This window comes from Microbispora sp. CSR-4, from assembly GCF_008033685.1.
Classification (GTDB): Bacteria; Actinomycetota; Actinomycetes; order Streptosporangiales; family Streptosporangiaceae; genus Microbispora.
In genome coordinates this window covers 50,428-69,314 of sequence record NZ_VJVX01000040.1, presented here as the reverse complement: position 1 = coordinate 69,314, position 18,887 = coordinate 50,428, and the positions used below count along the sequence as shown (strand labels likewise).

15 protein-coding genes are annotated in these 18,887 nt (G+C 72.1%); 10 read left to right on the top strand and 5 right to left on the bottom strand.

The features are described 5' to 3' along the window. The first annotated feature begins 1 nt into the window (after position 1). The 8 genes from FLV34_RS42680 (at position 2) to FLV34_RS26255 (ending at position 10,430) form a co-directional block, all read left to right on the top strand. The gene (locus FLV34_RS42680) at positions 2-1,777 is read left to right on the top strand and encodes a YifB family Mg chelatase-like AAA ATPase (protein WP_261985911.1); all 1,776 of its coding nucleotides are present in this window, start codon (positions 2-4) and stop codon (positions 1,775-1,777) included. Further along, on the top strand, positions 1,777-3,060 hold the full coding sequence (gene dprA, locus FLV34_RS26290) for a DNA-processing protein DprA (RefSeq protein ID WP_142650471.1): 1,284 nt from the start codon (positions 1,777-1,779) through the stop codon (positions 3,058-3,060). The genes FLV34_RS42680 and dprA overlap by 1 nt, the downstream gene beginning before the upstream one ends. Before the next feature lie 451 nt (positions 3,061-3,511). Beyond that, positions 3,512-5,116 carry a CoA transferase gene (locus FLV34_RS42675; RefSeq protein ID WP_261985910.1) on the top strand — a complete coding sequence of 535 codons (1,605 nt, stop codon included), beginning with the start codon at positions 3,512-3,514 and terminating at the stop codon, positions 5,114-5,116. Between the two features lie 784 nt (positions 5,117-5,900). Further along, positions 5,901-6,776, top strand: coding sequence for a 30S ribosomal protein S2 (rpsB, locus tag FLV34_RS26275; RefSeq protein ID WP_147944357.1), 876 nt, complete (start codon positions 5,901-5,903; stop codon positions 6,774-6,776). Between the two features lie 195 nt (positions 6,777-6,971). Continuing rightward, positions 6,972-7,805 carry a translation elongation factor Ts gene (tsf, locus tag FLV34_RS26270; protein WP_142623556.1) on the top strand — a complete coding sequence of 278 codons (834 nt, stop codon included), beginning with the start codon at positions 6,972-6,974 and terminating at the stop codon, positions 7,803-7,805. 52 nt (positions 7,806-7,857) lie between these two features. Next, a complete protein-coding gene (gene pyrH / locus FLV34_RS26265) occupies positions 7,858-8,628 on the top strand; it encodes a UMP kinase (protein WP_030511713.1) in 771 nt (256 codons plus the stop codon). A 9-nt stretch (positions 8,629-8,637) separates the two neighbouring features. Continuing rightward, positions 8,638-9,195 carry a ribosome recycling factor gene (gene frr / locus FLV34_RS26260; RefSeq protein WP_142650473.1) on the top strand — a complete coding sequence of 186 codons (558 nt, stop codon included), beginning with the start codon at positions 8,638-8,640 and terminating at the stop codon, positions 9,193-9,195. 107 nt (positions 9,196-9,302) lie between these two features. Continuing rightward, positions 9,303-10,430, top strand: a complete 1,128-nt coding sequence (locus FLV34_RS26255) for a phosphatidate cytidylyltransferase (protein ID WP_222709629.1) — start codon at positions 9,303-9,305, stop codon at positions 10,428-10,430. Between the two features lie 294 nt (positions 10,431-10,724). Here the strand turns inward: FLV34_RS26255 and FLV34_RS26250 are convergent, their stop codons facing one another. Beyond that, positions 10,725-11,759 (bottom strand): suppressor of fused domain protein, encoded by a 1,035-nt coding sequence (locus tag FLV34_RS26250; RefSeq protein ID WP_147944356.1) that lies wholly within the window; start codon positions 11,757-11,759, stop codon positions 10,725-10,727. 104 nt (positions 11,760-11,863) lie between these two features. Here FLV34_RS26250 and rlmN point away from each other — a divergent pair, with 104 nt between their 5' ends. After that, positions 11,864-12,976, top strand: a complete 1,113-nt coding sequence (gene rlmN, locus FLV34_RS26245; protein ID WP_142623553.1) for a 23S rRNA (adenine(2503)-C(2))-methyltransferase RlmN — start codon at positions 11,864-11,866, stop codon at positions 12,974-12,976. A gap of 126 nt (positions 12,977-13,102) precedes the next feature. On the opposite strand, the gene FLV34_RS26240 is transcribed toward rlmN, so the two are convergent. Continuing rightward, positions 13,103-13,774 carry a hypothetical protein gene (locus tag FLV34_RS26240; protein ID WP_142650475.1) on the bottom strand — a complete coding sequence of 224 codons (672 nt, stop codon included), beginning with the start codon at positions 13,772-13,774 and terminating at the stop codon, positions 13,103-13,105. Further along, on the bottom strand, positions 13,771-14,526 hold the full coding sequence (locus FLV34_RS26235; protein ID WP_142650476.1) for an ATP-binding cassette domain-containing protein: 756 nt from the start codon (positions 14,524-14,526) through the stop codon (positions 13,771-13,773). Before FLV34_RS26235 ends, FLV34_RS26240 begins: the two co-directional genes overlap by 4 nt. Positions 14,527-14,616: 90 nt before the next feature. Here FLV34_RS26235 and FLV34_RS26230 point away from each other — a divergent pair, with 90 nt between their 5' ends. Further along, positions 14,617-15,636, top strand: a complete 1,020-nt coding sequence (locus FLV34_RS26230; RefSeq protein WP_147944355.1) for a DivIVA domain-containing protein — start codon at positions 14,617-14,619, stop codon at positions 15,634-15,636. Positions 15,637-15,661: 25 nt separating this feature from the next. On the opposite strand, the gene FLV34_RS26225 is transcribed toward FLV34_RS26230, so the two are convergent. After that, on the bottom strand, positions 15,662-17,206 hold the full coding sequence (locus FLV34_RS26225) for an FGGY-family carbohydrate kinase (protein WP_142650478.1): 1,545 nt from the start codon (positions 17,204-17,206) through the stop codon (positions 15,662-15,664). Beyond that, positions 17,203-18,879 (bottom strand): glycerol-3-phosphate dehydrogenase/oxidase, encoded by a 1,677-nt coding sequence (locus FLV34_RS26220; RefSeq protein ID WP_147944354.1) that lies wholly within the window; start codon positions 18,877-18,879, stop codon positions 17,203-17,205. The genes FLV34_RS26225 and FLV34_RS26220 overlap by 4 nt, the downstream gene beginning before the upstream one ends. Between the last annotated feature and the right edge of the window lie 8 nt (positions 18,880-18,887).

Genomic DNA, 18,887 nt, shown 5'->3' with positions numbered 1-18,887 from the left:
GATGCCCGTCGCCCGGACCCATTGCGTCGGCCTCGTGGGTGTCACCGGACGCCTCGTGGAGGTCGAGGCCGATGTGGGCCCCGGCATCGCCGGAACGCACTTCATCGGGCTTCTCGACACCGCGATCAGCGAAGCACGGGGTCGTGTGAGATCCGCACTGATCAACAGCAGGCTCGCCTGGCCCGACGCGCGCGTCACCGTGAGCCTGTTTCCGGCCACCTTGCCCAAGCGAGGATCGATCTTCGACTTGGCCATTGCGATCGCGGTGCTCGGTGCGGCCGGTGCTGTGCCCGCGCAGCGGATCGCGGCGCCGGTGTTCGTCGGCGAGCTCGGTCTCGACGGCAGGGTCCGGCCGATCAGGGGCGTGCTTCCGGCCGCGCTCGCCGCCGCGGAGGCGGGGGTGCGCACGATCGTGGTGCCCGCGCTCAACGCTGCCGAGGCCGCTCTCGTGCCCGATCTCACCGTGGTCCCGGTCGCCGCTCTCGGCGAACTGGTGGGGTGGCTGCGCTCGGGCGACCTGCACCGGCTTCCGGTGGTGGACGACGCCGCCTCGCTCGCGCAGGACGCCGAGCACACAGGAGACGTCGGACAGCCCGAGCACGGCGGACATGGCGCGCGCACCAAGCAGAACGCTCATACCGAGCATGAGGGGCACGGCGGGCGCGGGGCTCGCACAAAGCAGGGCGAGCACGCCGATCACGGCGGACACGGCGCGCGCACCAAGCAGAGCGCTGTCGCAGTACATGGCGGTTACGCCTGGCGGGTCGAGGACGCCTCGCGCCCGGCAGGCCCGTACGGCGGCGACGGCGGCGCGCCGGGACCGGATCTGTGCGACGTGGCGGGGCAGCCGATGGGCCGCAAGGCGCTGGAGGTGTGCGCCGCCGGAGGACACAATCTCTGGATGCTGGGCCCACCCGGGAGCGGCAAGACCATGCTCGCCGAGCGGCTGCCGACCCTTCTGCCGTCACTCGACCAGGAGAAGGCGCTGGAGGTGTCGGCCATCCACTCGGTGGCGGGAACGCTGCCGCCGGGGCGTCCGCTGCTCACCCGGCCGCCTTTCGTGGCCCCGCATCACAGCGCCACGATGGCTGCCGTCGTAGGCGGCGGGAGCGGAGGCGTCGTGCGGCCCGGAGCGGTGTCGCTGGCACACCGGGGCGTGCTCTTCCTTGACGAGGCGCCGGAGTTCGCGACGACCGTGCTCGACTCCCTGCGGCAGCCCCTCGAGTCGGGCACGGTGACCATCGCGCGAGCCGTCGGCACCGTCACCTTCCCCGCCCGGTTCATGCTGGTCATGGCGGCAAATCCGTGTCCATGCGGACTGCAGGGAACGGTCGGGCACCCCTGCAAGTGCACACCCGCGGGCCGGCGCCGCTATCTCGACCGGCTTTCCGGGCCGCTGCTGGATCGCGTCGACGTGAAGGTGAAGATCGGCCGGGCCACCCGTGCCGAGCTGCTCGCGGACCGGCACTTCGTGGAGACCAGCGCGACCGTGGCCGAGCGGGTGAGACTGGCGCGCGAGCGGGCCGCCAAACGGTTGGCCGGCACTCCCTGGCGTACCAACGCGGAGGTGTCGTCATCCGCATTGCACCGTGATTTCCGCCTGCCCGACGCCGCGATGGCCCCGCTCCACCGAGGTCTCGACGTGGGCACGCTCAGCGCCCGCGGCCTTGATCGTGTGCTCCGCATCTCCTGGACTCTCGCGGATCTCTCCTGCAAGGACCGCCCGGACCAGGCCGAGACGTCGGCCGCCCTCGCACTGTGGCTGGGAGTGGATTGATGGATACGACCGAATTCTCCACTGCCGGCGACGCGCCGGCCCGTGAGACCGCCTCTCAGGCAGCGGGCGTCCGCGGCAGCTCGGCCGGGGACGCCGAGGGCGCGACCGGACAGGGCAGGGCGGAGCGGCTGGCCCGCGTGGCGATCATGCGGATGGCCGAGGCAGGCGATGCGGTGATGAGCCGGCTGATCGCCCGCTATGGCCCGGTCGGTGCCATGGAGCGGGCGAGACGCGGCGTGCTCGACCCTGACTTCGTGCGTGACGAGAAGGACCACGCCGAGGCGTCCCGGCGCCATGTCGATCTCGGCCGCCACGCGGCGGCCTGGGCGGCCCGTTACACGGACCCCGCGGGCGACCTGGCGCAAGGCATGCGGGGAGGAGCCCGGCTCGTCGTTCCGGGCGACGCCGAATGGCCCACCCAGCTCGACGACCTCGGCGACGCGCGGCCGTTCGGACTGTGGGTGGACGGACATGCCAACCTGCGCTTCTCCTGTCTGCGCTCGGTCTCCGTCGTCGGGGCCAGGGCAGCGACGGCGTACGGCGCGACCGTGGCGGCCGAGTTCGCGATGAGTCTCGGCGGACGCGGATGGACGGTGATCAGCGGTGGCGCCTACGGGATCGACGGCGCTGCCCACCGGGGCGCGCTGGCGTCCGGAACGCCGACGGTCGTCGTGCTCGCCTGCGGGACGGACGTGTGTTACCCCAGCGCTCATGAGGACCTGTTCCGTGCCGTGCGCCGGCAGGGCGCGGTGATCAGCGAGTGGCCGCCGGGCGCACACCCCACACGGCTGCGGTTCCTCATCCGCAACCGGGTCATCGCCGCTCTGTCCCGGGGGACCGTCGTGGTGCAGGCGGCCGTGCGCAGCGGTGCGCTCAACACGGCCACGCACGCCTGGGGCTTGAACCGGCATCTGATGGCCGTGCCCGGTCCGATCACCGCGGACGTCTCCACGGGCTGCCACGTCCTTATCCGCCAGGGCAAGGCCGTCTGCGTCACGTCACCTGAGGAGATCATCGAGCTGGTCGGCTCCATCGGTGACGATCTCGCGCCGGAGCAACGCGGGCCGATCCGGCCTCGCGACGGGCTGAACGATGAGACCAGGCGTGTGCTCGAAGCGATCCCCGCGCGCGGCGCCACAGGACCCGCCGCTATCGCGGTGGCCGCCGGTGTGGACATCGGGACGACACTCGCCTGTCTCGGCGCCCTGGCCGCCGCGGGATTCGTCGAGAACGTGGACCGAGGGTGGCGGCTGCGACGTGCCGCGCGCGGATGGACGGGCTGAACGCGCCATCGGGGGCGCCCGGCGGGGTTCTCGGCGGAATGCCGTCGGCTGGGCCACCCCGGCGACGGCATCGTCGCGGTGGCGCAGGCTCGGCGGCGAGACCCCTCGTACGGCTGCGACAAGGCTCATGCCGTCCACAACCGAGGCCGGGAGCCGGAGTGGGGAGGGCCGTCATGGGCGGATAGCGACCGGTATGGATACTGGCCCCGGTAGCCGGCAGGCGGCTTCGCCGTGGTGGAGCACGTGGCCCGGCATCGCCACAGAGCATGAACGCACGGCATGAACGCAGGGCATGAACGCAGGGCATGGGCGCAGGGCATCGACCCAGTGCGTCGGCGCAGTGCGTCGGCGCAGTGCGTCGGCGCAAGGCGTGCCCCTGGGCCAGCGCTACGACGCAAGGCATCGACGCTGCACGGCATCGCAGTGAGGCATCGGCAGTGAGGAGTCGGCAGTGACCGCGAAGCTGATCGGGGCGCTGATCGGGGAGCTGGGGACGGACGTCGGGGTCGCCCTGCCGGAGGTCCGAGTCGTCGGTGAGGACCCCGTCCTGCCGTCCGTCTTCCCCATCGGCACGATGGCCGCGGCCTCGGCCGGGGCCCTGGCCGCCGCCGTCGCGGCGTACGCCGGCCACATGGGGGAGAGCGTCGGGGGAAGACCCGGAGGCCGGGAACCGGCTCGCGACGCGTACGGCGATCCGGACGTGACGATCGATGTGCGGCACGCTGCCGTGGCCTTCCAGAGCGAGAGGCATTTCCGCACAGACGGGAAGGCCATGGATACCTGGGCCGCCTTGTCGGGGGACTACCGCACCTCGGGCGGGTGGGTCCGGCTCCACTGCAACTTCGACCATCACCGTGACGCCGCCCTGCGCGCGCTCGGGCTGCCGCCCGGCTCGGGCAAGGAGGATGTCGCCAGGGCGTGTGCCGCTCGTACGGCGGTGGAGATCGAAGACGCGGTCATTCGCGAGGGCGGTTGCGCGGCGGCGATGCGGAGCAGGGCCCAATGGCTCGCGCACCCTCAGGCGGGGGCGCTGGCCGAACTTCCCCTTGTCGGCCTCTCCCGGTTGTCGGGCCGGGACGGGCAGGCCGATGCGGATTCTGGCCGGGACGGCGAGGCGGATGGGGATGCCGGCTGGGCCGGTCAGGCGGATTGGGACTCCGGCTGGGCCGGTCAGGCGAGCGAGGCCGTCGGCGGCGAGACCGGCAGAGGGGCCGGCCGCGCGCAGGCCCGCCATATGCGCGGCGACCTCGGCACCAGCGCCCCGACGGGGATGAAACGGCCGCTCGGCGGCGTGCGGGTGCTCGATCTGACCCGGGTGATCGCGGGGCCGGTGGCCGCGCGAGCGCTGGCGGCGTACGGCGCTGACGTGCTGCGGGTGGGCGCCGCGCACCTGCCGGAGGTGCCGGGACTCGTGGTGGAGACGGCGTTCGGCAAACGGTCGTGCCACATCGACCTGCGTTCGGAGGCGGACAGGCTGAAAGAGTTGGTCCGCCAGGCCGATGTGGTCATTCAGGCATACCGGCCCGGTGCCCTGCGGGCCAGGGGGTTCGGGCCGGACGATCTCGCCGCCCTGCGGCCCGGCATCGTCTGCGTCGACATCTCCGCGTACGGCTCGCGCGGGCCATGGGCATCGAGGAGGGGGTTCGACAGCCTCGTCCAGATGGCATGCGGGATCGCCCACGAGAACGGCGACGGTCTGCGACCGAGCCCGCTCCCCGCGCAGGCTCTCGATCACGGCACCGGCTACCTGGCCGCGTTCGGCGCGGTCGCGGCGCTGCTCCGGCGGGCGGCCGAGGGCGGCTCCTGGCACGTCGAGGTGTCGTTGGCGAGAACCGCCGCGTGGCTCGACGATCTCGGCAGAATCGACGGGGCCGGGATCGACGGGGCGGGGGTGCGGCAGCCCGTGGTGGATGATCTGCTGGCGACGATGGACAGCCCCTTCGGCACGCTCACCTATGTCACCCCGCCCGGTGCCATCAACGGGACGCGGCCGCACTGGACGAGCCCGCCGCCCCGCCAGGGGGAGCACCCGGCGGCGTGGGCCCCGTCCTCCTGACGCACCCGGCGGCGTGGGCCCCGTTGTCCTGATGCACGGGGTGGCGTGGGCCCCGTTGTCCTGATGCACGGGGTGGCGTGGGCCCCGTCGTGCTGACGGCAGTGGGTGGCATGGGCCCCGTCCTCCTGACGGCCGACCCCGCCCCCTCACCCGCAGCACCATCACTCGCACCCGCGCCCCGCGGACTGTCACCCGCCCGCCCCCGTTCTCCCACGACAACCTCGCAGGCACCACAACAGCCGGGGCTCGGCAGGCGTCGGGTAGGGCGGCGCGGTGACCGCGTGTGGCGCCGTGCGCTTCTGGGAGGCCCACGGGCACCACGGCGCGGCTGGATGGGGGTGCTGTGCGTGTTCCAGGATGCCCCGCAGGGCAGGGCAGGGCGTGGGGGGTGAGGCGAGGCAGTCGCGCGCTGGTTCGGGAAGGCGGCGGTGGCCGGTGGGGCCCAAGGTGAGTTGACGCACGCCGATCCGGCAAGGGGCAACTGGTGGTGTGACGCGTGTGATCCGGCAAGGGGCAACTGGTGGTGTGACGCGTGTGATCCGGCAAGGGTCGACTGGTGGTGTGACGCGTGCCGATCCGGCAAGGGTCAACTGATGGGACGGATCCGGGTAGACTGTTCGACGGCCTGCTAGGCGGGCCGAATTCGCACGCCCACTCACGAGCCGCCTTCTCGGTCCGGACCGCGTCCGGTGAAAGCGGCCCGGGGCGTCAGGGCGCGGGCAAGACGCCCGCGTGACCAACCGAGACCGTGCCCAAGGGCACACGACCATGGAGGACCATCACCATGGCCCCTGTCGTCACCATGCGGCAGCTGCTGGAGAGCGGCGTCCACTCCGCCCACCAGACCCGCCGGTGGAACCCGAAGATGAAGCGCTTCATCTTCACCGAGCGCAACGGCATCTACATCATCGACCTGCAGAAGTCGCTGTCGTTCATCGACCGTGCCTACGACTTCGTGAAGGAGACCGTCGCGCACGGCGGCACCATCATGTTCATCGGCACGAAGAAGCAGGCGCAGGAGTCGATCGTCGAGCAGGCGTCGCGCGTCGGCATGCCGTACGTGAACCAGCGCTGGCTGGGCGGCATGCTCACCAACTTCTCCACCGTGCACAAGAGGCTCCAGCGCCTGAAGGAGCTCGAGGAGCTCGACTTCGACAACGTGGCCGGCTCCGGGCTCACCAAGAAGGAGCTCCTGATGCGCCGCCGCGAGAAGGAGAAGCTGGAGCGCACCCTCGGCGGTATCCGTGACATGGCCCGCGTCCCGAGCGCGGTCTGGGTCGTGGACACCAAGAAGGAGCACATCGCGATCAACGAGGCCAAGAAGCTCGGCATCCCGGTCGTCGCGATCCTCGACACCAACTGCGACCCGGACGAGGTCGACTACCCGATCCCGGGCAACGACGACGCCATCCGCGCCGTCAGCCTCCTCACGCGCGTGATCGCCGACGCGGTCGCCGACGGTCTCATGACCCGTGCGGGCGCCGGCCGCGGTGACGAGAAGCCCGCGGGCGTCGCCGCCGCCGAGCCGCTGGCCGAGTGGGAGCGCGAGCTCCTCGAGGGCGGCGAGGCCGCTCCGGCCGCCGAGGCTCCGGCCGCCGAGAACGCCGAGGCTCCGGCCGCCGAGCAGCCCGCGCAGGGCGAGCAGGGCGAGCAGGCCTGACGTACGACCACGGATTCCCGCCGGGCGCTGGCGCCTCTGGCAGGCCGCGACGGCGGGAATCTGCCAGGCAGCGACCTGGTTTCGGTGCGGTAGGGCGACGCCCGCCGCGCTGAGGGCTTCACCGGGTGGGCGCTCGGCACGGGTGCCCACCCCCCCAGACGATTCGCATCCGGGTCCCGAAGAGGAAATTGGACAATGGCTTCCGTAAACATGGCCGACGTCAAGCGGCTTCGCGAGCTGACCGCCGCCGGCATGATGGACTGCAAGAAGGCGCTCGAGGAGTCTGAGGGCGACTTCGACAAGGCCGTCGACATCCTGCGCCTGAAGGGTGCCAAGGACGTCGGCAAGCGCGAGGCCCGCACCGCGTCGAACGGCCTGGTCGCCGTCAAGCACGAGGGCGACTCCCTCGCGGCGCTGCTTGAGCTCAACTGTGAGACCGACTTCGTCGCCAAGAACGAGCGTTTCCAGGAGCTCGCCGCCGACATCGTCGCGCACATCGTCGCGACCAAGCCCGCCGACGTGCCGACCCTGCTCGAGTCCGAGCTGAACGGCAAGACCGTCAAGGAGCTGCTCGACGAGGCCAACGCGGCGCTCGGCGAGAAGATCGAGATCCGCCGGTTCGCGGTGCTGGAGGGTGGCTTCATCACCTCCTACATGCACAAGACCGACCCGCAGCTTCCGCCGGCCGTGGGCGTGCTCGTGCAGCTCGACACGCCGAACGCCGAGGTCGCCAAGGACATCGCCCAGCACACCGCCGCGATGGCGCCGAAGTACCTCAGCCCCGCCGAGGTGCCCGCCGAGGTCATCGAGAAGGAGCGGTCGCTGTTCGAGCAGATGACCCGCGAGGAGGGCAAGCCCGAGGGCGCCATCCCGAAGATCGTCGAGGGCCGGGTCAACGGCTGGTACAAGGACTTCACCCTGCTGGAGCAGGCGTTCGTGAAGGACAACAAGAAGACGATCGCGAAGGTCGCGGACGAGGCCGGCGTCAAGGTCCTGGCCTTCACCCGCTACAAGGTCGGCCAGGCTTAGGCTTACTGCCAGGAGCTTTTCGACCCGCGCTACATACGAGGAGGCCGCCGCCGTGCAGGAGAACACCAGACCCGCCACGCCGGCGGCTTCGTCGTACGACGGGCCGCTGCGCTGGAAGCGGGTGATGCTGAAGCTGTCGGGCGAGGCGTTCGCGGGCGGCGAGTCCCTCGGGATCGACCCGCGTGTCGTCGCCCAGCTGGCCGACTCGGTCGCAGAGGCGGTCCGTGAGGGCGTCCAGGTGGCGGTCGTCGTCGGCGGCGGCAACATGTTCCGCGGCGCGGCCCTGTCGCAGGGCGGCATGGACCGCGCCCGTGCCGACTACATGGGCATGCTCGGGACCGTCATCAACTGTCTCGCCCTGCAGGACTTCCTGGAGAAGCGCGGCATCGACACCCGTGTGCAGACCGCGATCACGATGCAGCAGGTGGCCGAGCCGTTCCTGCCGCGCCGCGCGATCCGCCACCTGGAGAAGGGCCGCGTGGTCATCTTCGGCGCGGGGCTCGGCTCGCCGTTCTTCTCGACCGACACCTGTGCGGCGCAGCGCGCACTGGAGATCGGCGCCGAGGCGCTGCTCAAGGGCACCCAGGTCGACGGCGTGTACGACTCGGACCCGCGCAAGAACCCCGACGCGGTCCGGTTCGACCAGCTTGATTACGGTGAGGTGCTGACGCGGGGCCTCGGGGTGATGGACGCCACCGCGATCAGCCTGTGCATGGACAACGGCCTGCCCATCGTGGTCTTCGATCTCATGGGCGAGGGCAACATCCTCCGGGCGGTCCGTGGTGAGAAGATCGGCACGCTGGTGAGTCCGGCAGGGAAGTAGGGAGCCGCAGTGATCGACGAAACCCTCCTCGAGGCCGAGGAGAAGATGGACAAGGCGGTGACGGTCGCCAAGGACGACTTCGCGAGCATCCGCACCGGCCGTGTGACGCCCTCGATGTTCAACAAGATCAGTGTTGACTACTACGGATCGCAGACGCCGATCCAGCAGCTTGCGTCGTTCCACGTCCCCGAGGCGCGCATGGTGCTCGTGCAGCCGTACGACAAGGGCTCGCTGAACGCGGTCGAGAGGGCCATCCGCGACAGTGACCTCGGCGTCAACCCGAGCAACGACGGCACCGTGATCCGCGTGGTGTTCCCCGAGCTGTCGGAGGAGCGCCGCAAGGAGTACATCAAGGTCGCCCGCAACAAGGCCGAGCACGGCCGGGTGTCCATCCGGAACATCCGCCGGCACGCCAAGGAGATCCTCGACAAGCTCGTCAAGGACGGCGAGGCCGGCGAGGACGAGGTCCATCGTGCGGTCAAGGAGCTCGACGACCTCACCCAGAAGCACGTCGCGAAGATCGACGAGCTGCTGAAGCACAAGGAAGCCGAGCTGCTCGAGGTCTGACGTCGCGGCCCGGAAAGCGGGCCGTACGGCACGACCGTGATCCTTGTGCCGCATCCGCGACAAGTGGGGCGGCACAAGGATCACGCGCATATAGAGAGTGGGACGCTGTGGACGGAACCGCTGCCGCCGGCGACCGGAATCCGGCGGGGAGCCCGGCAGGGAACCCGGTCGGGGGCCCGGCGGGCACTTCCGCTGCCGGACACGGCGCCGAGGCGGGTGGTCGCAGCGGCGCCGATCAGGCGTCCGCGCCGAACGGCCTCGGCCGTGGCGGTGCGGGCCGTGACGCCGGTCAGGGCGGCAGGACCGAACCCGGCACCGGTTCCGCCGCCGATTCCGCTGCCGGGGCAGGCCGGGCCGCCACGTCGAACGGCCTCGCGGACCCACCGGGCACCGGCGCGTCCGGCGATCCCGCCAAGAAGCCCTCGGGCCGTACGGGCCGCAACCTCCCGGCGGCGGTGGGGGTCGGCGTCGCGCTCGGCGCGGCGGTCATCGCCTCGCTCTACACCGTGAAGGCCGCCTTCCTCGTCGTCGTCCTGCTGGCCGTCGGCGTCGGCATCCACGAGCTCGTCAAGGCGTTCGGGGAGTTCGGCATCCGGGTGCCGCTGCCGCCCCTGCTGGCCGGCATGGCGGCCATGGTGGTCGGGCCGTTCTGGGGCGGCACGTCGTTCCTGGTCGGCGCGTTCGGCGTGACCGTGATGGTGCTGCTGGCCTGGCGCATGTTCCAGGGCGCGGAAGGCTTCGTCAGGGACGCGACCGCCGCGGTGTTCGTCGCGGTCTACCCGGCGCTTCTCGCGGGGTTCGTGCCGTTGCTGCTGGCCCCCGAGGACGGGCCCGATCGCGTGATCGTCTTCATCGCGGTCACCGTGTGCAGCGACATCGGCGGATACTTCGCCGGGATCTTCTTCGGCAAGCACCGGATGTCGCCGCTCATCAGCCCGAAGAAGACCTGGGAGGGCTTCGCCGGGTCCACCCTCGCCTGCGTCGTGGGCGGTGCGTTACTGGTTCACTTCCTGCTGCAGGGTGAGTATTGGGAAGGCGCCGTCGTCGGCCTGGCGGGAGTCGTCTGCGCGACGCTCGGCGACCTGGTCGAGTCGGTGATCAAGCGGGACATCGGCATCAAGGACATGGGCACGCTGCTGCCCGGCCACGGCGGGGCGATGGACCGCCTCGACTCGCTGCTGTTCACGCTCGTCCCCGTGTGGCTGCTGCTCACGCTCCTGGTCCCGGTCGCCTGACAGCCCGGTCCGCCGGCAGCCGAGTCCGCGGACGCCCCGGTCGTCTGACCGCGCGACCTGCCGACAGCCCGGCCCGCTGACTGCTTGGCCTGGTGACGGCCGTGCCCCCTGACGCTCCGGTCGCCCTGATGGCGCGACCTGCCGACAATCCGGCCCGCTGACCGCTGGGCCCGGTGACGGCCGTGCCCCTGAACGTCTCGGACCGCTGATGCCCGGGTCCGCTGCCGGTCCGACCCGCTGCCGGTCCGACCCATTGGCGGCTCGATGCGTGCTCCGGCCCAGCGTGCGGACGCGTCAGATCCGGCTCGTCAGCGCCAGTCGCTCACTGATCACCCGATGGCCGTGATCGGCCACGAGGCGGAGCTCCGACTCGTTGAGCGGAAGCAGCCACAGCCACCGTACGGCGTCGCCGCCGAACATGAATCCCGACATGTCGGGTAGCCCGGGCGGGTCCATCAGCATGAGCACCCCCTGGTGCCCGCCGTCCAGCGGAAACGTGGCCGGATCCTGGAACCAGCGGGCCGTGTGCCCATGCCCCAGCCAGGTGACCGACCGCCACGGATACTGCCCCAGCCAGGCGAACAGCCGTGCGGCGGCCCTCGGATCCTGCCTGGTCGCCAGCGCGAGTTCCACCCGGCACGCCGTGTCGTACATCTCCGCGGCGGGCATCCGCTGGCAGCTCATGCCGACGGTGGACAGCACGGTGTAGTCCCGGGTGAACGTCGGCGGGCGCTCGCTGACGCCCACCAGCGGGAACCGGTCGCCGGAGACGTCCCAATAACGGCCGGGCGGCCCGAGCCTGCTGTCCAGGTGCCCGAGCACGAACTGCTGGTAGGTGGCCCAGCTGCCCTCCGCCTGCCGCCACTGCCAGTACGCGCGGGCCTTGGCCACGCGGGGAGACAGGCCCTCCAGCGCCTCGCCCAGCGGCCAGGCGAACGGCGACTCCCCGACGGCGTCCCGCGCGTACCCGGGCAGGCCGTGCTCCAGGTCGGCCCACGCCGGAATGACCGCCAGGAGCGCGTCGTTCTCGTACAGGGCGACGCCGTCGCCCTCCTCGAACCACAGCACCGACAGCGACTCCGCGTCCAGGGGCGGGCGGCCCGAGGGGTGCGCGGTGTGCGCCTCGGGCATCACCGGCGGCAGCCCTGCCTCGGCGCGGCCCGCATCGGCCTCGGCGGGCGCCGGGACGTGGTTGGCCAGCCAGACCGCTCCGTGGACGATCCCCTTCGCGTCACGAAGGTAAGCTACGGAGGAGGTCCGGTCGGCTTCGATCGTCAGTGTGCGGCTCCCGTAGGGGTTGGTGCTGGTGAGCACGACAGTGGTGTCCACACCTCACCTCTCGTACGCCTCCGGGATTCGACCGCCAGACAGAATGTAAAGCCGCGTGCGCCGGTCGTTAAGACCACGGCCGCGGATGATGGAAAGGGTTTTGCGTGAGCGAGCAGCCGAAGACCGGGCAGCTGACCTTCGTGGCGCCCCGCAGGGCCAAGCCGCAGCGCCACCTCGCCGACCTGACCATGGCCGAGCGCCGGGCGGCCGTGGCGGAGCTGGGGGAGAAGCCGTTCCGCGCCGACCAGCTCTCCCGCCACTACTTCACCCGGCTGACCGGCTCTCCCGAGCAGATGACCGACCTGCCGGGCGCGCTGCGCGAGCGGCTGGTCGAGCAGCTCATGCCCCCACTGCTGACCTCCGTACGCGAGATCACCTGTGACGACGGCATGACGCGCAAGACGCTGTGGAAGCTGTTCGACGGCTCGCTGGTCGAGTCGGTCCTGATGCGTTATCCCGACCGCGTCACCATGTGCGTCTCCTCCCAGGCCGGATGCGGCATGAACTGCCCGTTCTGCGCGACGGGGCAGGCCGGGCTCACCCGCAACATGTCCACGGCCGAGATCGTCGAGCAGGTCGTCGCGGGCGCCCGGGCGCTGGCGCGCGGCGAGGTTCCGGGCGGTCCCGGCCGGGTGACCAACGTGGTCTTCATGGGCATGGGCGAGCCGATGGCCAACTACAAGGCCGTCATCGGCGCCGTACGCCGCCTGGTCGACCCCGCGCCGGAGGGCCTGGGCATCTCGGCGCGCGGGATCACGGTCTCGACGGTCGGCCTGGTGCCCGCGATCGGCAAGCTCGCCGACGAGGGCCTGCCGGTGACGCTCGCCGTCTCCCTGCACGCCCCGGACGACGAGCTCAGGGACACGCTCGTGCCGATCAACACCCGGTGGAAGGTCGCCGAGGTGCTCGACGCGGCCTGGAGCTACGCGGCCAAGACCAAGCGGCGCGTGTCCATCGAGTATGCCCTGATCAAGGACATCAACGACCAGGAGTGGCGGGCCGACCTGCTCGGCCGCCTGCTCAAGGGCAAGCTCGTGCACGTCAACCTGATCCCGCTCAACCCCACGCCCGGCTCGAAGTGGACCGCTTCGCGTCCCGAGGACGAGCGGGCGTTCGTACGCCGCCTGGAGTCCCACGGCGTCGCCGTCACCGTACGGGACACCCGGGGGCGGGAGATCGACGGGGCGTGCGGGCAGCTCGCCGCGGCGCCCCAATAAGGCGCGGCACCCGCGTCCCGATACCCGCGTCCCGATACCCGCGTCCCGAGACCGCGCTCCGACGATCGGTGCCTTGGTGTCCGGCACCCTGACGACCGGCACCTCGGCGACCGGCGTGGTGGTGCCTCAGGGGCGTGTGCGGCGCAGCCACGTGTAGGCCGCCAGGCCGATCGCGGGCCACAGCAGCGACTGTGCGGTGATCAGGGGCAGCCCGGACAGCAGCACCCCGTGATGGGCGTCCCGCATCCAGCCCATGACCGGCACGGTGAGCCAGCGGGCCCCGGCCATGCTGAGCACCAGCATCGACAGGTAGCCGAGGATCAGGGCGATCGTGGACACCGCCGGGGAGGGCAGGATCGGGCGGCTCGTCAGCGCTCCGAGCGTGAGGCCCGCCGCCGCGGACAGCAGATGCAGCCACACGCCCACCAGCAGCACGGTGAGGGTGGGGGAGCCGGCGAGGCGGAGGAGCAGCGCGGCCTCGCCGATCGCCGCCAGGACGAGCAGCGACGCGTACGCCGCCAGAAGGCCGCCGGCCAGTTCCTTCGCGCCCAGGGCCGAGATGGCGACGCTGCGCTGCTCGTCGGGCTCGGTGTCGAGCAGGCCGCGCGCGGCCCAGGCGAGCACCGGCACGAGCATGGCCGCCGAGTCCGCGGTGGCCGCGATCTCCTGCCCGGCGGGAATGGGGCTCGCGTAGAGGATCGCGAGCAGTGCCAGCAGCGCGATCAGCGGTTGCAACGCCCGGTGTGAGGCGACGTAGCCGGCCAGGCGGAACCTCGCCAGCGCCATCACGGCGGTCATCCGGCGACCTCCCGGGTGGCGCGGGCCGTGATGTTCACCGTGCAGCCCTCGGCACGCAGACGGTCGGCCAGGTCCTGCGCCTTCGACGCGGCCACCGCCACCTCCAGCACGGTCAGGGCCGGCTCCCCGGTGCCCTCGATCGGATCGATCGGATCGAGTTCCCGTAGGGCCCGGTCGCGGACCTCGCAGCGGCGCAGGCCGGGGAAGGAACGCAGATCGCCCTGGTGGTCGCTCATCACGACGATGCCGCCGCGCGCGCTGATCTCCCCGATGATCCGGGGGAGCTCGGCCCGGGTGGCGGCGTCGAGACCGGCGAAGGGCTCGTCGAGCACGAGCAGCCCCGGCTCGGCGAGCAGCGCCTGCGCGAGGCCCACCTTGTGGGCGCTGCCCTTGGACAGGTCGGGCAGACGCTGCCCGAGCAGATGGTCCATGCCCAGCCGCTCGCTCCACCGGCCGATCGACTCCGTGCCCACCCGCCGGACCGCCGCCATGTGCCGCAGGTAGGCGGCCACGGTGAACGGCTGGTCGGCGGGGAACCGCTCTGGGGCGTACCCGACGACCCGGGGGCGGTCCTCGACGCTTCCGCGCGTGGGCCGGAGCAGCCCGGCGACCAGCCGCAGGAGGGTGGACTTGCCGGTGCCGTTGGGCCCGGTGACCTCGACCACGTCGCCCGCGTCCAGGACCAGACCGGCGTCGGAGAGGATCCAGGGGGCGCGCCGTCCGTACCGGAAGGAGAGGCTGGCGATCCGCATAGTCATTTGAGCCTATCCGGATTGTTCCTCCCCGCGTGCGGACATCGGGCGATCTTTGGGTCTCGCCTTTTTGTTCGGAGTCCCGTCAGAATGGACGGGCTTGAGCAACGGGCAGGGAGGTGTGGTGTGAACCGCTTTCCCCGTGTCATGGCCGTGCGTTTGGGCTACGACCCCGCGCAAGTCGACGAATTCGTGCGCAGGATCGAGCGGACGCTCGGCCTCGGTCCGCTCGATGGGCCGCCCGTGACCGCCGACGAGATCAGGAATGCCAGGTTCGCCGTCAAGCGCGGGGGTTACAACGAGACGGCCGTGGACTTCGCGCTCGACGCGTTCATCGTGGCGGTCGAGGCCAGAGGAGACCGGGACACCGCTACACCCGCACCGAAGCCGCCCACCACTCCGGCCGTGCCACCGCCGACCGCCCCCGTATCAAAGCCGCCGCTCACCGCCCCGGCCGTGCCAGCGCCGCCCGCAGCCTCGGGGGCCACCGGCTCCGGATCCGCTGCCCCGGAGGCCTCCGCCGAAGAGTTCGCACCGGCCGTCCGGTGGCCCGCCGGACAGGCCGCTGCCGGAACGTCCCGGTCCGCCGCGTCCGCCCCCGCGTCCGCCGACGTGTCCCGGCCCACCGGGGCCTCCGGGCCCGTCGGGCAGGCCGCTGCCGGAACGTCCCGGTCCGCCGCCTCCGCCGCCGTGTCCCGGCCCACTGCCGCCCCGGCCTCGGCGGCCCCGCTACGCCGTACGCCTGCCGAGGACCGCGCACGCCCGCAGACGCCCTCCGCGAAGGCCGCCGTGGGCGCCGGCCGTGAGGAGAGGACGGGCACGCTCCCGCCGGAGCCGGGCTCCCCGAGCTGGCTGGAGACGCAGGCGGCGCGGGTGGAGCGGGTGGCCTTCCGCCCCGGGCGGCTCGGCATGGGCTACCGGGAGGAGGAGGTCGACGACTTCCTCGACCGGATCGTGGCGACGCTGCGCGGGACGGCGGCCGAGCCGCTCACGGCGGAGCAGGTCAGGAAGGCGACGTTCGCGACCGTGGTGTTCCGGCCCGGCTACGCGGTCGGTGAGGTGGACGGCTTCCTCGCCGACATGGCGAACGTGCTGGAGCGCCGCCCCTGAGGCGACTCGCAAAGCTCGTGGCCTGTCAGCGGCCGGTGGGAGCCGGTTCGAACCCCGCCGTGCGATACCGCTCGACCTCCGACCATGCGGCGGACATCCCGGCCAGGCACCGGTCGAACACCTCCGCCTGCCGGACGTATGCCTCGCGGGCGGGACCGGGGCGGACGCACAGGTCGTCGGTGTCGCTGACCGACCACGGCACGTCGCTGTGCCCGAGCGCGGCGGGCAGCAGCGAGGCGACCCCGCGTGCGCCGAGTTCGCTGGTGAGCTGACGGCGGACGGGACGGCCGAGCACGTCGGCGAAGATCTGCGCCCAGACCTCCGACCGTGCGCCGCCCCCAGCCAGCCGCCAGGGACGGTCGCCCACGTCGGCCCCGCTGGCCAGGACGCGGTCGAGCTGCACCCGGTGATACTGCGCGACCCCCTCGATGACCGCACGGGTGAGATGCCCGCGACGGTGTACGGCGGAGATGCCGAGGAAGGTCCCTGAGGCCGCCGGGTGCTCGGGGGCGCCGTTGACGAACGGCAGGAACAGCAGCCCGTCCGCGCCCGGCGCCACCGTCGCCGTCTCGGCCAGCAGGTCCGCCGCCGGAACGCCGGTGGTCGCCCGGTGCGGCACCGACGCGGTGCTCAGCCAGTCGAGGTTGGCGGCCGACGTGGGGGCGACCTCCATGGCGAGCATCGTTCCCGAGTCGGGCATCAGCGCGCTGAGCGTGACCTCGGGCGCGGGGGTGGCGGCGGGGACGACGACCCCGTTGATGGCCCAGGTGCCCACGATGATCGTCACGTCGCCCGGCGCCCGGCCGCCCGCGCCCAGAGTGGCGGCCACGCAGTCCATGCAGCCCGCGATCACGGGCAGCCCCTCCGGCAGTCCGGTCAGCTCCGCGACCCGCGCGCTGAGTCCGGCCACGACCTGCCCGGACTCGCGCAGCGGCGGGAAGCGGTCGAGGTCGCCGGCCGGAAGCCCCACCAGTTCGAGCGCCGTCGGCGTGTATTCGCGGGTGTCCAGCGCCACCATGCCGAACGCGCTCGCGTCGCTGTAGTCGGCGCTCGGCACGCCGGTGAGCTGCGAGGTCACCCAGTCCTTGCATGACAGCGCCCACCGGGTCGCGGCGTACGCCTCGGGGTCGGCGTCGTGCATCCAGCGCAGGAGCACGGACGGCTGGGCCGCCCAGGGGATGGAGCCGGTCTCGGCGGCCAGGCGGCGGGCGGCCTGCGGCTCGATCGCGTCCACGATGTGCTGGGCCCGGCTGTCCGACGACGCGATGGCAGGTCCGACCGGCCGCAGCGACGCGTCGACCGGGTAGAGCCCGTTGCCGTGCGCGGCCACGCCGATGCCGGCCGGCGCGTACCCGTCGGCGGCGAGTTTGCCCGCGAGGTCGCCGAGCAGTGACACGACGGTGCCGGCCAGCCCGGTCATGTCCACGTCGTGCCGGTGGGCGGTCACGCTGGTGCGGGGAGTGCGGGCGTGCACCACCCCCACCTCGCGTCCCTCGGTGTCGAACGCGGCGGCCTTCGACGCGGTCAGGCCGACGTCGACCCCGACGTAACACGTGGCCAGGTTCGTCATGGTCTCCTCCCGTCGTTGTCCATGCCTGCGCCCGCGCCTCCACCCGCCGCGGCGGCCAGCGCCCGGGGACGGTGGCGCCGCAGTTCGTTCTCGTAGGCGGCCACCTCGGCGCGGGCCCGCCCCTCGTCCCAGCCGAGGTGGCGTACGGCGACGTCGGCGCAGGTCGCGGCGCTGGAAAGGCCCATGTCGCCGTTGAGCCCGACAAGGATACGTCGCAGCATGACGTCGGCCAGGGTGACCGCGCCCTCCTCGCATACGGCCATGACGACCTCGGCGGCCAGGGCGCCGGTCTCCCTGTCGACGACCTCGGCGAGCGAGGGGTTCTCTGCCGCCAGGTCGAGCACCCGGCGGGCGCGCACGCCGTAGAGCTGCAGCAGCCTGCGGGAGGACGCACCGTCCAGCGGCGACTCACGCAGGAAGTCGCGCACGAACTCCGGCCAGTCCGAGGTGTCCGCGCCGGGGAACGGCCGGGTCCGGGTGACGCACGGGCGCGGCCGCTTGCCGAGCACGCGCAGCACCTCGTCGGTCACGTCCTCCGCGAGCGCCCGGTGGGTCGTGAGCTTGCCGCCGATGACCGTTAGCAGGCCCCGGTAGGCGGGCGCGTGGTTGAGCACGGTGTGTCCACGGCTGATCTTGGCGTTGTCCGACACCCCGGCCGTGTACGGCAGGGGCCGGATCCCGGCGACGCTCCACAGCACGTCGGCGGGTGTGAGGTTCGCCTGCGGGAAGATCCGGTTGGTCTCGGCGAGCAGGTAGTCGATCTCGGCGTCGCCGGCCACCACCTCGTCCAGGTCGCCCTCGTAGGTGAGGTCGGTGCTGCCGAGCATGTAGCGGCCCTGCCAGGGGAAGACGAAGATGGGCCGGCCGTCGGCCGCCGCCTCGAAGAAGATGCAGGTGTCGGGGGCTCCGGGGAACGGGTCGAGGACGACGTGGCTGCCCTTGGTGCCGCCGTTCAGCCGCCGGCTCTCGATCTGCCCGTCGAGGATCCGGTCGATCCACGGCCCGGCGGCGTTGACGGTGACGGCGGCCCGGATCTCCCCGCGCTCCCCGGACCGCACGTCCTCGGTCTGAAGGCCGGCGACCCGGTCGCTCTCGACGATCAGTCCGGTGACGGAGGTGTAGGTGAGGACGCGCGCGCCCAGGCGGCGGGCGTCGAGGAGCAGTTCGACGCAGAGCCGCTCCGCCCACGGCACCTGCGCGTCGTGGAACAGCGCCGCCCCGCGCAGGCCCTCGCGTGACAGGGTGGGCCACCGGCGGGCCACCGTGCGGACCGGTACGCCGCGGCTGAGCCCGCGTCCCCGGCCCAGGGCCATCGTGTCGAACGCCAGCAGGCCGAGCCGGATCAGCGCTCCCGGCCGGGTGTTCCCCTCGTAGAAGGGGATCAGCATCGGGTAGTCGCGGATGAGGTGGGGCGCGGTGCGGAACAGCAGGTGCCGCTCCCGGATGGATTCGTGCACGAGCGTGAAGTCGTAGCGCTCGAGATACTTGAGGCCGCCGTGGATCAGCCGGCTGGAGGTGCTCGACGTGCCCGAGCCCACGTCGGCGCGGTCGACGACGACGACGCGCAGGCCGCGTGCGGCGGCGTCCCGGGCGATGGCGAGCCCGTTGATGCCGGCTCCGATGACGGCGAGATCGACGACGTCGGTCTCACCGAAGGGGACGTGTTGCGACATGGGTGGCT

Coding starts and splice junctions, on each gene's coding strand:
- FLV34_RS42680 (WP_261985911.1), top strand. CDS start 2: ATGCCCGTCGCCCGGACCCATTGCGTCGGCCTCGTGGGTGTCACCGGA.
- dprA (WP_142650471.1), top strand. CDS start 1,777: ATGGATACGACCGAATTCTCCACTGCCGGCGACGCGCCGGCCCGTGAG.
- rpsB (WP_147944357.1), top strand. CDS start 5,901: ATGGCCCCTGTCGTCACCATGCGGCAGCTGCTGGAGAGCGGCGTCCAC.
- tsf (WP_142623556.1), top strand. CDS start 6,972: ATGGCTTCCGTAAACATGGCCGACGTCAAGCGGCTTCGCGAGCTGACC.
- FLV34_RS26240 (WP_142650475.1), bottom strand. CDS start 13,774: ATGACCGCCGTGATGGCGCTGGCGAGGTTCCGCCTGGCCGGCTACGTC.
- FLV34_RS26235 (WP_142650476.1), bottom strand. CDS start 14,526: ATGCGGATCGCCAGCCTCTCCTTCCGGTACGGACGGCGCGCCCCCTGG.
- FLV34_RS26230 (WP_147944355.1), top strand. CDS start 14,617: ATGGACGGGCTTGAGCAACGGGCAGGGAGGTGTGGTGTGAACCGCTTT.
- FLV34_RS26225 (WP_142650478.1), bottom strand. CDS start 17,206: ATGACGAACCTGGCCACGTGTTACGTCGGGGTCGACGTCGGCCTGACC.
- FLV34_RS26220 (WP_147944354.1), bottom strand. CDS start 18,879: ATGTCGCAACACGTCCCCTTCGGTGAGACCGACGTCGTCGATCTCGCC.